The following is a 15,974-nucleotide window of genomic DNA, read 5'->3' on the forward strand; positions in this document are numbered from 1 at the left end:
GGCTTAAGCTATTTCTAATTCTTCTTGTTCTAATCTTAATAAGGCTTGCTTATACTCTTCTGGAAGTACTTTTTTGAACTTCGGAAGATAGGTTTCCCAATCTGCAAGTAAGCGTTTAGCTAGCGGACTTGTAGTCGCGATATAGTGATTTTCTATCAGCTGCTTTAACTGATTGACATCCTCTTCGGAAGTTATAGGGTCAATATTTAAATCGGCCGAATTACAATGATCTTGAAAACTATTATCCTTATCCAAAACGTATGCAATGCCACCACTCATTCCTGCTCCAAAATTTCGACCAACCTGGCCTAATATCACTGCAATGCCACCAGTCATATATTCACAACCATGATCTCCAATTCCTTCAACAACTGCTTTAGCACCTGAATTTCTTACACAAAAACGTTCGCCTGCTTTTCCGTTGATATAAACTTCACCTGCTGTAGCACCATATAAGGTTACATTACCTGTGATAATATTATCTTCAGGAGTTATAGTACTTTTTGCCGGAACTTTAATAATCAATTTTCCGCCAGACAAGCCTTTTCCGAGGTAATCGTTTGTATTTCCATGTACAGTCATACTTACACCTCGCGTAGTAAAAGCACCAAAACTTTGACCTGCCGAACCACTAAAGTCGATATTAATTGTATCTTCTGGTAAGCCCTGAGCACCGTAAATTTTAGATATTTCATTACTCACAATCGCACCAACAGCTCTATCAATATTAGTAATAGGCAAATCTAAATGCGTTTGCTGTCTTCTAAATAAGGCTTGATGCGCTTGTTTGATAATTTTGAAATCTAAATGTGTTTCTAGATTATGATCCTGCTGCTTGGTGTTATACAATTTCACCATTTCGGAAACTTCAACTTTATGAAGAATCGGCGTTAAATCGATACCTGAAGCTTTATAATGTTCTATGGCTTTATTACGGTTTAATTTTTGAACCTGGCCAACCATTTCATTGATTGTTCTAAATCCGAGTTTTGCCATAATTTCTCGTAACTCCTGAGCCACGAAATACATGTAGTTAACGACGTGTTCTGGTTTTCCTTTGAATTTTTTTCGCAGTTCTGGATTTTGAGTTGCGATACCAACAGGACAGGTATTTAAATGACAAACTCGCATCATAATACATCCAGAAGCGACTAATGGCGCTGTTGCAAATCCGAATTCTTCCGCACCAAGCAAACATGCTATAGCAACATCACGACCCGTTTTTAATTGTCCGTCGCATTCTAAAACAATACGATTTCTAAGGTCATTCATTACTAAGGTTTGCTGTGCTTCGGCAATACCAAGTTCCCAAGGCAAACCAGCATGACGTAAAGATGTTAAAGGTGACGCACCTGTTCCGCCATCAAAACCAGAAATTAAAATCACATCAGCTTTAGCTTTAGCGACACCAGCTGCAACGGTTCCTACGCCAACTTCGGAAACAAGCTTTACATTAATTCGCGCTTCTCTATTGGCCGATTTCACATCATATATAAGTTGAGATAAATCTTCAATAGAATAAATATCATGATGTGGTGGCGGAGAAATTAAGCCAACATAAGGTGTTGAGTTTCTAGTTTTAGCAATTTCCGGATTCACTTTAGCGCCAGGTAATTGTCCGCCTTCTCCTGGTTTTGCACCTTGAGCAATTTTAATTTGAATTTCGTTAGCATTTGTCAAATAATTTGAGGTCACACCAAAACGACCAGAAGCCACTTGTTTTATTGCCGAATTTCGCCAATCACCTTGCGAACTTTTATAGAACCGCTCCTGATCTTCACCACCTTCTCCGGAATTAGATTTTCCACCAATCCTGTTCATCGCTACAGCTAAATTTTCATGAGCCTCTTTACTTATCGATCCATAAGACATTGCTCCCGTTTTAAAACGCTTAACGATTTCGGTCCAAGGCTCGACTTCCTCTAAAGGAATAGGATCAAATTGATCAAATTCAAACAAACCTCTTATGGTCATTAAGTGTTTTGATTGGTTATTCACCAACTCTGAATACTCCTTAAATGTAGATGCTTTATTGGTTCTTACAGACTCCTGGAGCTTTGCCACAGTTAGTGGATTAAACATGTGTTTTTCTTGTCCGCGTCGCCATCTGTAATCACCACCAATTTCAATATCAACATTGGTATCATTAACGTGAAAAGCTTTTTTATGACGTTTTACAATCTCTTGTTCGATTTCTCTTAAACCAATACCTTGAATACGTGTTGGCGTGTTTGGAAAATATTTTTCTACCGTTGCTGTATTAATTCCAATACATTCAAACAACTGTGAACCACGATAGGAATTTAATGTCGAAATTCCGATCTTATTCATCACTTTTAAAATCCCTTTTCCTATAGCTTTATTGTAATTTTTAATTGCTGTGAGGTATTCTAAATCGGTGACATCATTACTATTAATTTGTTCTTGAACAATTTCGTTGACGATATATGGATTTACCGCACTGGCACCAAATCCAAATAACAGCGCAAAATGATGTACTTCACGAGGTTCGGCAGATTCAATGATAAGACTTATTTTGGAGCGCTTTTTTAATTTATGTAAAGCATGGTTCAAGTAAGAACAGGCTAAAAGTGCTGGAATAGGTGCATGATTTTCATCGACATACCTATCAGATAGAATGATAATATTCGCACCTTCATCAATAGCTTTTGACGCCTTAGTCACTAAGTTTTCCAATGCAACTTCCAGTTCATTCAAACCTCTGTTAACTTCATATAACATAGATATAGATTCGACCTTAAAATCTGGATTAGCATCGTAGTTTCTAATTTTATCTAAGTCATGCTTTGAGATAACTGGATTTTGAATTTTCAGCTTTTTACAATGCTCTGCATTAATATCAAATAAATTTACATCACTACCCAATGTAAGACTGATATCGGTTATCAATTCTTCACGAATTCCATCTAATGGCGGATTGGTAACCTGAGCGAATAATTGCTTGAAATAGTTATAGATTAATTGCGGACGTTCAGATAAAATTGCAATTGGTGCATCGCTTCCCATAGACCCAATAGGTTCTTTGCCTAATTGAGCCATTGGTCTAATAATAGTATTTAAATCTTCTTGTGTATATCCAAAAACAATTTCTCGCTTTTTTAAATCTATTTCATCATAATGTATAGGTCCTTTTTTTGCTGAAATATCTCTTAAATGAATCAAATTATCATCGAGCCATTGTCGGTAAGGATGCCTTGAAGCAATTTCTTCTTTTATTTCTTCATCATTAACGATTCGACCTTCATTCATATCTACCAAGAACATTTTCCCTGGCTCTAAACGTCCATGAAACTCTACATTTTCAGGCTTAATATCAACCACTCCTGTTTCAGAAGACATGATTACATTTCCTTTTTTAGTTACAGTATAGCGCGATGGACGCAGTCCATTTCTATCTAAAACAGCACCAATATAATTACCATCTGTAAACGGAATAGATGCAGGTCCGTCCCAAGGCTCCATCAAACACGAATTATATTCGTAAAAGGCTTTTTTTGCATCAGACATATTAGGGTTTTTCTCCCAAGCTTCAGGTACTAACATCATCATGGCTTCAGGAAGCGAACGACCTGACATCAATAACAATTCAACAACCATATCCAATGTTGCAGAATCTGATTTTCCTTTTAAAATTGTTGGAATGATTTTTTTGATATCATCACCAAAAGCATCGCTCTTCATGATTTCTTCACGAGAAAACATACGAGACACATTTCCTCTTAAGGTATTGATTTCACCATTATGACAGATATATCTAAATGGCTGAGCCAAATCCCAGGTTGGGAATGTATTGGTAGAAAAACGTTGATGTACTAAAGCTAATCTCGTATCTAAAGCCGAATTGAACAAATCGAGATAATACTCATTAATATGCTCAGGTTTTAGTAATCCTTTATAAATGATAATTTTTGTAGATAAACTCGGTACATAAAAGAACTTAGATTCTGATAATTTAGAATCATATATAATATGCTCAGTAATTTTACGAGCAGCAAATAATTTTAAATTAAATTCCTTATCAGATTGGTCAGCATCAGATTTTCCTATAAAGATTTGCTTTACAAATGGCTCAGTTTCTTTAGCAATTTCACCTAAGATATCACTATTAACCGGGACATCTCTCCAACCTATGAGTTTAAGACCTTGATTAGCGATTTCTTTTTCAAATACATCTATACAGAATTGTCGTTGATTATCCTTTCTGGGAAGAAACACATTACTCACAGCATATTCACCTGGGTTTGGCAATTCAAAATCGCAAAATATTTTAAAAAACTTATGAGGAATATCAATTAAAATCCCTGCACCATCACCTGTAACACCATCAGAACTCACAGCACCTCGATGCTCTAATTTCACTAAAATCTCAAGTGCTTTATGAATGATATCATTAGACCGTTTTCCTGTTAAACTACATATAAATCCTGCACCACAATTATCGTGTTCAAATTCTGGCAAATAAAGTCCTTGTTTCTTCAGCATATTTCAGAAAATTTAATGGTTTTTCAAACCTTATTAAACAACTAAGATATACCCTTGAATTCGATTAAAAAAAAAGCTGAAACACTTTTCATGAATTCACAAAACACCTCTGTTTAATTACACTATTTACAATTTGAAATGCTTTTAACTGAAAAATCAATAATGAAAAGAAATCAAAAAAAACACACTTTTATTGCGAAAACGTTTTCGCAAAACAACAAAAATTAAACATTAATCAAATAATTAACCAATTCACCTATTTTTTTTCAAAAACAATATTGTTGATTTTTTAAAAAAATACGTTTAAATCATTTCAACCCCTAAATTTTAGGGGTATAAAATTTCATATTCATAAAAATGAAATATTAACCCCTATTTTTTAATAGGTATAAATGCTTTTTATATAGTTTTATCGTTTTCAAACTATAAATACTAACTTTTATGAAACATTTATTTACCCTCACATTACTGTTAACATCCATACTGTTAACTGCACAAGAATCTCAAGAAGAGACTTCTGAAAAAAAATTCTCAATATCTGGAAGTGTAGATGCATATTTTAGAACCAATCTCACTGGTCCTAATGAAGCTTTTGAAGATGGTGATGATACTTTTTTCCTTAACCCAGGAACATCTTTTGCAGACAGAAGTGGTTTTAGTCTTGGTATGGCTAACGCTATTATTTCTTACGATGGCGATAAAGTAGGTTTTGTAGCAGACTTAGTATTTGGACCCAGAGGTGAAGACGCAGTATTCTTATCAGCAGGATCATCAAATATTGTCAACCAATTATACATGTATTACAATGTAAGTGAAAGTGTCACTTTAACCCTCGGAAACTTTAATACGTTTTTAGGTTATGAAGTAATTTCTCCAACTGGAAACTTTAACTACAGCACATCTTACATGTTTTCAAACGGACCATTTTCACACACAGGTCTAAAAGCTGACATAGCTTTATCTGATGACTTTTCATTAATGCTTGCCGTTATGAATAGTACTGATTTTACCGAAATTAACCTTGACGGAAGCTATACAGGTGGTCTTCAGTTAGGTTACAAAGATCAATACTTAAATTTTGTTTATGGCGACCAAACAGGATCAAGCGGTTCTACGTTTCAGGTTGATTATACAGGTGGAAGCAATTTAAGTGACGACTTTTTCTTAGGAATTAACGCGACATATAACGATACTGACGGAAGCGGTTTTTATGGTGCTGCATTATACCCACAGTATACCGTTTCAGAAACATTTGCCTTAGGCTTAAGAGGAGAATACTTTGGCGTTCATGCTGAGGATTTTGATGACGAAACTGTATTTGCCGCTACGCTATCTGCTAACTATAGTATAGACGACTTAACAATTATTCCAGAAATACGACTCGATAGCTGGTCGGAAGAATTCTATTTTGACAACGATTTAGAGCCAAGTAAAAGCCTGGCATCTTTCTTAGTAGCTGCCGTATACAAATTTAACTAACACTAATAAAATTATGAAAAAAGTTGAAGCAATCATCCGGAAATCAAAATTTTCCGCAGTAAAAAAAGCATTACATGAAGTAGGTGTGAATTTTTTCTCCTACTGGGATGTTACAGGATTAGGCAATGAAAAAGAAGGCCATGTTTACAGAGGTGTTTCGTATAGCACAAGTGACATTCAACGCCGCTACCTTTCTATAGTTGTGAATGACGATTTTGAAGACGTTACCATAAAAGCCATACTCGAAGCAGGTTCAACAGGAGATGTTGGCGATGGTAAAATATTCGTCTCAAACATAGAGGAAGTATACAGAATACGAACAGGAGAAAAAGGAGGAAACACTTTAAAATAAAACACATGGAATTACTTACTACAAATAATGTATGGATGATGATCTGTACAGCACTCGTTTTCTTTATGCATTTAGGATTTGCATTCTTAGAAATCGGATTGACTCGTCAAAAAAACACTATTAATATCCTATTTAAAAACATCTTTATAATCACTATCGGACTTTTACTTTACTGTCTGGTCGGATTTAACTTAATGTATCCTGGTTTTGCTGATGGCGACATAGGCCTCTTTGGTTTTGCAGGTTTTGGATTAGATGCACCATTAACTGATGCTGGTGCATTAGATTTGGCTTATAACGAAGGCTACACGTATTGGACCGATTTCTTATTTCAAGGTATGTTTGCAGCTACAGCAGCTACTATTGTATCTGGAGCTGTTGCTGAACGTATGAAAATTGGACCTTTTATGGTATTCACGATACTATATGTTGGTCTCATTTATCCAATTGCTGGGTCCTGGAAATGGGGAGGCGGTTTTTTACAAACATTAGAAACACCTTTTTATGATTTTGCTGGTTCAACATTAGTACACTCAGTTGGCGGATGGGCAGCTTTAGTTGCTGTTTGCTTATTAGGTTCTAGAATTGGAAAGTTTAAAGACGGAAAACTACAAGCAATACCTGGACATAATATTCCTTTAGCAACCGCTGGTGTCATCATTTTATGGTTAGGCTGGTTTGGATTTAATGGCGGCTCGGTATTATCTGCCGATCCAGGTCTAACCTCTTTAACCTTAGTTACAACTTGCTTGGCCGCTGCTTCAGGTGGTGTTATTGCTGCACTAGTATCATTCATAAAATATAAAAATATGGATTTAACCATGTTTTTAAACGGAATTTTAGGTGGCCTTGTCGGAATCACAGCTGGTGCAGATCAAATGAGTCCAACAGATGCTATCATCATTGGAGCTGTTGCCGGAGCAATTATTGTATTTGCAGTATCCTTAATTGATCGATTAAAATTAGATGATCCTGTTGGAGCTATTGCTGTACATTTAGTTTGTGGTATCTGGGGAACATTAGCTGTTGGAATCTTCGGAGAACTTGCCAGTGGTTCACAATTTGTTAGTCAGCTTATTGGTGTTGCCTCTTATGCAGGAATATGTATTATCTCTTCCTTCCTTATCATTTTTGTCATGAAGAAAACAGTAGGAATAAGAGTTTCAGAACGTGAAGAATTAGAAGGTCTTGATGCTCATGAACATGGTATGGATGCTTATCCAGACTTTAGATTAAATGAGCACTAAGTTTGTTATTTTTATTAGTTAGGGAATAAACCCTCTAATACTACATTAGAGGGTTTGTTAGTATTGACATTTAATAAAGTAAATTGTGACATAAAAAAAATGCTTGGTAATTAATTGCCAAGCATTTTTTTATCACTTATTACAATTCGAATATACCTCAAATAATTGTCGATTGCCCTAAGTGAATATTCTTAAAATTTCGATTACTATCGTTTGGATTAAAAATAAAATCTTCAATGAAATCTCCAACATTAGATGTTGTTATAGAATCAAATTCAGAATTAATATCAGGCGTTGTTATTTTTAGTTTAAGTGACTTATCAACGGCTAATCTAACCAGTTCAGCTTCGTTATAAAGTTCAAAATGATCCAATAACATTGCCGCAGATAAAATTGACGCTATCGGATTGGCAATCCCTTTACCTTCAGCTTGCGGATACGAGCCATGAATTGGTTCAAACATCGCATGAGTTTCACCTACTGAAGCTGATGCCAGCAAACCTATTGAGCCACCAATTACACTTGCTTCATCACTAATAATATCACCAAACATATTTTCAGTCAAAATGACATCAAACTGTTTAGGGTTAAGTATCATTTGCATTGCAGCATTATCAACAAATAAAAAATCTAAATCGACATCTTTATAATCAGCAGCAACTTCGGTAACAATTTTACGCCAGAGTCTTGAACTTTCCAAAACATTAGCCTTATCAACCAAAGTTACTTTTTGCTTACGGGCTCTTGCTGCTTTAAATGCTAAATGTGCAATTCGTTCAATTTCTATACGCGAATACTCACATAAATCTGATGCTGTATTTCCATCTTCACTCAATTCCTTTTTTCCAAAGTAAATTCCGCCAGTTAATTCGCGATAAATACTAATATCTGTGCCATCAATAATTGCCTTTTTTAAAGGTGACTTATCTAATAATGGCTTATAAGCTTTAACCGGTCTAATATTTGCAAATAACCCTAATTCCTTTCTCAATTTAAGCAATCCTTGTTCTGGTCGCACTTTTGCAGATGGATCGTTGTCATATTTAGGATGTCCGATAGAACCAAACAGAATAGCATCTGTCGATTTACATAAATCTAAGGTTTTATCTGGTAGTGGATCACCATATTTATCGATTGCTATAGCACCAACATCTGCAGTTTTAAAACTGAATGTATGATCAAATTCTGAAGCTATAGCTTTTAAAACCTTTACAGCTTGATTAGTGACCTCAGGACCAATTCCATCTCCTGGCAATACGGCTATTTTTAATTTCATTTGTACTATTTAATATGTTTTTTGAACTTCAAAAGCTTTAATTAATTCTGTTTTGCTCAACAAATAGTCAATATCATCATAACCATTAATTAAGCATGTTTTTTTATAAGGATCTATTTCAAATGTTTCTGAAATAGCCCCTTCAATTCCTATAGTTTGCATTTCCAAGTTAACACTAATTTGTGTACCTGGATGTTTCTTAATGATACTCATAAGTTCTGCCAAAAATTGCTCAGACACCTGAATAGGTAACAAACCATTATTTAATGCATTTCCTTTAAAAATGTCAGCAAAGAAACTTGAAACAATAACTTTAAATCCATATCCAACCAGAGCCCACGCTGCGTGTTCTCGACTTGAGCCACAACCAAAATTATCGCCAGCAACTAAAATACTACCCGAATACTTAGGGTCGTTTAATATAAAGGTACTGTTTTTTGACTGGTCTTCGTTGAAGCGCCAATCTCTAAAAACATTGTTACCAAAGCCTTTCTTATCAGTTGCTTTTAAAAAACGCGCAGGAATGATTTGATCGGTATCCACATTAGCGATATCTAATGGAATTGCAGTAGATGTAAGTGTTGTAAATTTTTCCATATTATACAGCTTCTAATGTTTCTATTGCTTTAGTAACATCAATAATTTTTCCAGCAACAGCAGTTGCAGCTGCCACTAACGGACTAGCTAAAATAGTTCTTGCCCCTTGCCCTTGACGACCTTCAAAATTTCTATTGGAAGTAGATACACAATATTCACCTTGAGGTATTTTATCATCGTTCATTGCCAAACAAGCTGAACAGCCTGGCTGTCGCAGTTCAAAACCTGCAGCATCAAAAATGGTTTTTAAACCTTCATCTATAATTTGAGCCTCGACTTGCTTACTTCCTGGCACTAACCACGCTGTAACGTTATCGGCTTTTTGCTTGCCTTTAATATAGCTTGCCGCAACTCTAAAGTCTTCTATTCTGGAGTTAGTACAGCTTCCAATAAACACATAATTAATGGGCTTATTTATCAAACTTTCACCTGATTGAAAATTCATATAATCAAGTGACTTTTTAAACGAAGCGTCTGTTTCCTGTGGAATAGATTCTGAAATTTTAATACCCATTCCAGGATTTGTTCCGTAGGTAATCATTGGCTCAATATCTTCAGCATCAAAAACATATTCTTTATCAAACTGAGCATCTTTATCTGTAGCCAAAGTTTTCCAATACGCTACCTTTTTATCAAATTCGCTTCCTTTGGGTGCAAATTCTCTTCCTTTAATATAATCATAAGTAGTTTCATCTGGCGCAATCATTCCGCCACGAGCGCCCATTTCAATACTCATATTACACACAGTCATTCGGCCTTCCATGCTCATATTTTCAAAAACGTCACCAGCGTATTCACAGAAGTAACCTGTTCCAGAGTTAGTTCCTAATTTTGAAATAATATAAAGAATGACATCTTTAGGCAAGACACCATTCTTTAACTTGCCATTAACCGTGACTCGTAAACTTTTTGGTTTAGTAAGCAACAAGCACTGACTTGCAAAAACCTGTGCAACCTGACTCGTTCCAATCCCAAAAGCAATAGCACCAAAAGCACCATGTGTTGAAGTGTGACTATCTCCACAAACCATGGTCATTCCAGGTTGTGTAATACCTAATTCAGGCGCCATCACATGAACTATTCCATTATATTTATGACCTAACTCGTATAAGGTTATATTATTAGCTTTACAATTTTCTGAAAGCTGAGCTAGTTGTTTTCTTGATAATTCATCCTTAACAGGTAAATGTTGATTCTGCGTTGGCGTATTATGGTCTGCAGTTGCTACTATTTGATCTGGTCGGAGGACAGGAATATTTCGTGCTTTTAATTCGTTAAATGCCTGAGGACTTGTAACCTCATGAATTAAATGCTTATCGATGTATAAAATTTGTGGACCATTTGTAATAGAATCTACCACATGCGCATCCCATACTTTGTCAAATAAGGTCTTTCCCATTAGGCTGAAATTATTTGTTGATACACATTGCTTGTCTCAATAATTTGATGAATATCATTATCATTAATTTCTTTCTTTTTATCTGCAAAACTCAAAAAATTAGCATAGACCTCATCCAGTTGAATTTTAGTTAATTCATAACCAACATGCTTTGCGCGATACGCTAATGCCGCTCGACCACTTCTTGCTGTAAGAACAATAGCCGATTCGGTAACACCTACATCTTTAGGGTCAATAATTTCATAGGTTTCACGATTTTTAATAACACCATCTTGATGAATTCCAGAACTATGAGCAAATGCATTAGCACCAACAATTGCCTTATTTGGCTGCGTATAAATACCCATGCTATCACTCACCAACTGACTCATACCATACAACATTGAAGTATTGATATTGGTATCTAAATTAAGGTAAGGATGTTGCTTTAATACCATCACAACTTCTTCTAAAGCTGTGTTTCCGGCACGCTCACCAATACCATTGATTGTACATTCAATTTGTCGGGCACCATTGATAACGCCTTCTATCGAATTTGCAGTGGCTAAACCAAGATCATTATGACAATGACATGATAATATTGCTTTATCAATACCTTTTACGTTTTCTTTTAAGTATTTAATTTTTGCACCATATTCACTAGGCAAACAGTAACCTGTAGTATCAGGAATATTTAAAACTGTTGCTCCAGCTTTTATCGCAGCTTCACACACTCTTGCTAAATAATCGTTATCTGTTCTGCCAGCATCTTCAGCATAAAACTCAACATCTTCAACAAAAGATTTTGCATATTTAACAGCGCTCACTGCACGCTCGATAATTGCATCTCTGTTGCTTTTAAACTTGTGTTTGATATGTGAATCAGACGTCCCTATTCCTGTGTGGATTCTAGCATTTTTAGCATAAGTCAGGGCCTGTGCAGCCACTTTAATATCATTTTCTACTGAACGGGTTAAACCACAAACCGTAGCATGTTTTACGATTTTTGAAATCGCTTCTACCGATTTAAAATCACCTGGACTCGACACAGGAAAACCAGCCTCAATAACATCTACACCCAGTAAATCTAACTGTTTGGCGATAATGACTTTTTGATCGGTATTCAGTTTACAACCTGGTACTTGTTCGCCATCGCGAAGTGTGGTATCGAAAATTTTTACGTTGGAATCAGACATTTATCAAAATATATTTTTCTTTTGTCTTACGAATGTATATTTTGGATTTGTTTTAACACATACAACTCTATTTAGTTTTACGATGTTCAAACAAAATTTAATTTATTATTAATCTGATTTTCAATATATTAAAACAACATTTGTTTGATGACTAAGGACCAAAAAGATAATTTGTTTTTACTAATTAAATCGCTTTCAAAATCTGAAAAGCGACAATTTAAATTATATGTTGGTCGACTTGGCGTCAATTCGGATTCTAAATTCCTGAATCTTTTCAATCTCCTTGACAAATCAAATGTGTATGATGAGACTGTAATTTTAAAAAGCGGAATTGTAAAAAAACAGCAACTGGCTAATGTAAAGTCACATTTATACAAACAAATATTAATCAGTTTAAAACTCAATCCGTCACATCAAAATATCAGATCTCAAATTAGAGAACAATTAGACTTTGCATCGATCTTATACCACAAAGGACTGTATAAACAAAGCTTGAAAATCCTAGATAAAGCCAAAGATGTTGCCATTCAGAATGAAGAAAAAAACCTGGCTTTTGAAATTGTAGAACTCGAAAAAATTATTGAAGCTCAATACATTACGCGAAGCATCAGTACCAGAGCCGATGAATTAGCTATTCAGGCTAAAGAATTAAGTTCACTTAATGTTATTGCCAGTAAACTTTCAAATTTATCACTTCAGCTTTACAGCATCATATTAAAAACAGGCTACGTAAAAAATGAAAAAGAAAGCGAGGAGGTAACTAAATATTTTAATGACCGACTTCCAAAAATCAAATTAGCACAACTCGGATTCAGAGAAAAACTCTGGCTTTACAAAGCACATTTATGGTATAGTTTTTTATTACAGGATTTTTTAAACTGCTATAGATATGCAGCAAAATGTGTCGATTTGTTTTCGCAATATCCTAAGATGGTGAATCTGAATCCCGTGTTTTTCTTAAAAGCAAACAACTATTTACTGGAGTCTATTTTTTTTATCAAAAACAAACCTAAGTTTACAGAGGTTCTTTCTAACCTAAAATCGAAAGTCGAAGGTAAATCCTTCCCAAAAGACGAAAACGTTCAGGCTTTAACCTTTTTGTATTTCAATTTTCACGACATCAACAAACATTTTATTGATGGGAGTTTTCATGAAGGTTTGAAATTAATTCCGAGTATAGAAAAAAACTTAACACAGTACCAAAATCGTATTGACGAACATCATAAAATGATTTTTTATTACAAGTTTGCAAGTATGCATTTTGGAGCTGGAAACAATAAAGAATGCATCAAATATTTAGATAAAATTATTTCCAACAAATCCCTTTCTATGCGCGAAGATTTACTTTGCTTTTCGAGAGTTCTAAACCTTGTGGCACATTATGAGGCTGGACTAGACTACCATTTAGACACCTTATTGAGAACGACTTATAAGTTCTTAATCAAGATGAATGAACTTCATGAGGTTCAAAAAGAAATGATCAAATTCATTAAAGGCTTACAAGATATTTATCCGCATGAACTTAAAAATGCTTTCATCGAGCTACATGCCACACTAAAACAATATGAAGATCATCCTTTTGAAAGACGTGCTTTTTTATATTTAGATATTATTTCGTGGCTAGAAAGCAAAATCACAAATACACCTGTCGATCAAATTATAAAGACTAAATATCTAGAAAACTACGCCTAGAACACCACAGTATTTCAATTTCTTTAATTTCAGCAAAATAGTAGCCATAAAAACAGTAATTTAGTAAGCGTTGACTTATCAAGACAATGACTCACGAATTTAAAAATATCGTATATCAGGCAAAACTCAATCAGCAAAACGGATTGAAAAACGTACTCGCTACTGTAGTTCACCTCGAAGGATCATCTTACAGAAAACCTGGTGTGAGAATGCTTATTTCTGAAAACGGAACCATGGTTGGTGCTGTTAGTGGTGGCTGTGTTGAAAATGATATCAATACACGCGCGCAATCTGTGTTTGAAACCAACACGTCAAAAGTCATGACTTATGATGGTCGTTACCGTTTGGGATGCGAAGGCATTTTGTACATTTTAATTGAACCCTTTTATATTTCTGATGTGTTCTTAAAAGCCTTCCAGCATATTTTAGAGTCACGTCAAGAGTTTCAAATCCAGTCATATTATCAAAAAAAGGATGATGCTATCGGTGCTTTTGGAAGTTGCTTTTTAGTAGATAATAATCAAAGTTTTACCTTTTCCGAAGCTATACATCCAAAAAATAATGGCTTAGATGTCTTTTCTCAAAGCCTAAAACCAAGTCTCAAACTGCTTATTATTGGTGGCGAACATGATGCTGTAAAACTTTGTGTTATGGCGAATTTACTGGGTTGGGAAGTAGATATCATCACATCGATTAAGGATCCAAAATCTCTTTCCGATTTTCCTGGAGCCAAATCGGTTACGGCTTTAACGCCCGAAATCGCCGATTTACATATAGATTCGGAAACGATCGTTGTACTCATGACACATAATTATGTTCAGGATTTAAAATACCTTTTAAAACTAGAGCCTTTTCAACTTAAATACATAGGTATAATCGGATCTTCGAAACGGCGAAACCAATTGGAAAGCGAACTCTTAAATTATAATCCGGATATAAAGGAAGACTTCCTCAATTCTATTTACAGTCCGGCAGGATTACACATAGGCGCCATTACACCAGAGGAAATCGCACTAGCAATAGTTTCTGAAATTTTAATGGTCATCAGACAAACCAAGCCTATGTCCTTACGCTCTATAACTGTAAAATCAGTGAAAAAATGAGAATTGCTACATTGATTCTTAGCGCTGGAAAATCCACCCGAATGGAAACTGCTAAACAGATATTAAAAGTTGGTGACACAACGCTTTTGGGACGAAGTATTGAACAAGCTTTACAATCGAAAGCTAACAATGTCTTTTGTGTGCTCGGTTCAAATTATGAGGTTATAAGTGATGCTATCAAATCATATGACGTGACACCTATTATCAATACAAACTACAACAAAGGTTTAAGCACTAGTATTTATGCTGGAATTGACCACATCAAAGACAAAAATTTCGATGCTGTTTTAATCCTTCTTGGAGATCAACCTAAAGTAGATGCAGATTTCATCAACGTACTCATTGATTCATTTGAAACCAGTCCTAATCAGATTTCAGCTTCGGGTTATTCGGGTAGCATCGGTGTTCCGGCGATATTTCCGAAGACTTATTACACACAGCTTCAAGACTTAAAAGGCGATAAAGGCGCAAAAGAACTCCTCAACAAATCGTACACTAAAGTAATTCCGATTAGCAATGACCAATTAATAGATATTGACACCAAAGAAGACTACCATCAGTTCTTAAAATCTCTTGGCAAAACATCGTAATCAAAAAGCGTTAAGTTCAAACATAAAAATATCATTATCAGTTATTTTAAGGGAAATATTCTTTAACTTTAGCTGAATAATTCTAAGTTCTATGGCAAGTTATAATTTAAAGATTAACGGAAAGGCGGTTGCTGTAACTGTCGATGACGATACACCGCTACTTTGGGTGCTTCGTGACGAACTCAATTTAGTAGGTACCAAATTTGGCTGTGGCATTGCGCAATGTGGTGCTTGTACTGTACATCTCGATGGCACTGCTGTACGAAGTTGTTCTATTCCTATGGCGAGTTTAGAAGGCGCAAATATCACAACTATTGAAGGATTATCAGATGACAAATTACATCCGGTTCAAGAAGCCTGGAAAGAGCTTGATGTTCCACAATGCGGATATTGTCAAGCCGGTCAAATTATGACGGCAACCTCATTTTTAAAACAAAATCCTAATCCTAATTCCGAACAAATCAGAACTGCCATGAACGGCAATTTATGCAGATGCGCAAGTTATAATCGAATTGAAAAAGCAGTGGCTTTAGCTGCTAAAAAAATGTCTTAAGCTAAGAA

General features: G+C 35.2%; 12 protein-coding genes. 7 read left to right on the forward strand and 5 right to left on the reverse strand.

Annotated features, from left to right (window positions below):
* Window positions 1–3: 3 nt before the first annotated feature.
* The gene (gltB, locus tag H7350_RS00645; protein ID WP_204343940.1) at window positions 4–4,503 is read right to left on the reverse strand and encodes a glutamate synthase large subunit; all 4,500 of its coding nucleotides are present in this window, start codon (window positions 4,501–4,503) and stop codon (window positions 4–6) included.
* Between the two features lie 441 nt (window positions 4,504–4,944).
* Here gltB and H7350_RS00650 point away from each other — a divergent pair, with 441 nt between their 5' ends.
* The 3 genes from H7350_RS00650 to H7350_RS00660 are packed head-to-tail and all read left to right on the forward strand — an operon-like array spanning window position 4,945 to window position 7,581.
* Window positions 4,945–5,982 (forward strand): outer membrane beta-barrel protein, encoded by a 1,038-nt coding sequence (locus H7350_RS00650; protein ID WP_204343941.1) that lies wholly within the window; start codon window positions 4,945–4,947, stop codon window positions 5,980–5,982.
* Window positions 5,983–5,995: 13 nt separating this feature from the next.
* A complete protein-coding gene (locus H7350_RS00655) occupies window positions 5,996–6,334 on the forward strand; it encodes a P-II family nitrogen regulator (RefSeq protein WP_204343942.1) in 339 nt (112 codons plus the stop codon).
* Between the two features lie 5 nt (window positions 6,335–6,339).
* Entirely contained in the window at window positions 6,340–7,581 is a 1,242-nt protein-coding gene (locus H7350_RS00660) for an ammonium transporter (RefSeq protein ID WP_204343943.1), read from the forward strand.
* A gap of 157 nt (window positions 7,582–7,738) precedes the next feature.
* Here the strand turns inward: H7350_RS00660 and leuB are convergent, their stop codons facing one another.
* The 4 genes from leuB to H7350_RS00680 are packed head-to-tail and all read right to left on the reverse strand — an operon-like array spanning window position 7,739 to window position 12,028.
* Window positions 7,739–8,857 (reverse strand): 3-isopropylmalate dehydrogenase, encoded by a 1,119-nt coding sequence (gene leuB, locus H7350_RS00665; protein WP_204343944.1) that lies wholly within the window; start codon window positions 8,855–8,857, stop codon window positions 7,739–7,741.
* Between the two features lie 9 nt (window positions 8,858–8,866).
* Complete coding sequence (gene leuD / locus H7350_RS00670; RefSeq protein WP_204343945.1) at window positions 8,867–9,454, reverse strand: 3-isopropylmalate dehydratase small subunit; 588 nt, start codon at window positions 9,452–9,454, stop codon at window positions 8,867–8,869.
* Window position 9,455: 1 nt separating this feature from the next.
* On the reverse strand, window positions 9,456–10,853 hold the full coding sequence (gene leuC, locus H7350_RS00675; RefSeq protein ID WP_204343946.1) for a 3-isopropylmalate dehydratase large subunit: 1,398 nt from the start codon (window positions 10,851–10,853) through the stop codon (window positions 9,456–9,458).
* Window positions 10,853–12,028 carry a 2-isopropylmalate synthase gene (locus H7350_RS00680; protein ID WP_204343947.1) on the reverse strand — a complete coding sequence of 392 codons (1,176 nt, stop codon included), beginning with the start codon at window positions 12,026–12,028 and terminating at the stop codon, window positions 10,853–10,855. Before H7350_RS00680 ends, leuC begins: the two co-directional genes overlap by 1 nt.
* Window positions 12,029–12,175: 147 nt before the next feature.
* Here H7350_RS00680 and H7350_RS00685 point away from each other — a divergent pair, with 147 nt between their 5' ends.
* The 4 genes from H7350_RS00685 (at window position 12,176) to H7350_RS00700 (ending at window position 15,966) form a co-directional block, all read left to right on the forward strand.
* On the forward strand, window positions 12,176–13,720 hold the full coding sequence (locus H7350_RS00685; RefSeq protein WP_204344924.1) for a hypothetical protein: 1,545 nt from the start codon (window positions 12,176–12,178) through the stop codon (window positions 13,718–13,720).
* An 86-nt stretch (window positions 13,721–13,806) separates the two neighbouring features.
* Entirely contained in the window at window positions 13,807–14,823 is a 1,017-nt protein-coding gene (locus tag H7350_RS00690) for an XdhC family protein (RefSeq protein WP_204343948.1), read from the forward strand.
* Window positions 14,820–15,413, forward strand: a complete 594-nt coding sequence (locus H7350_RS00695) for a nucleotidyltransferase family protein (protein ID WP_262891162.1) — start codon at window positions 14,820–14,822, stop codon at window positions 15,411–15,413. Before H7350_RS00690 ends, H7350_RS00695 begins: the two co-directional genes overlap by 4 nt.
* 91 nt (window positions 15,414–15,504) lie before the next feature.
* On the forward strand, window positions 15,505–15,966 hold the full coding sequence (locus tag H7350_RS00700) for a (2Fe-2S)-binding protein (protein ID WP_204343950.1): 462 nt from the start codon (window positions 15,505–15,507) through the stop codon (window positions 15,964–15,966).
* Window positions 15,967–15,974 lie beyond the last annotated feature (8 nt).

The organism is Psychroserpens algicola (assembly GCF_014526325.1).
Classification (GTDB): domain Bacteria; phylum Bacteroidota; class Bacteroidia; order Flavobacteriales; family Flavobacteriaceae; genus Psychroserpens; species Psychroserpens algicola.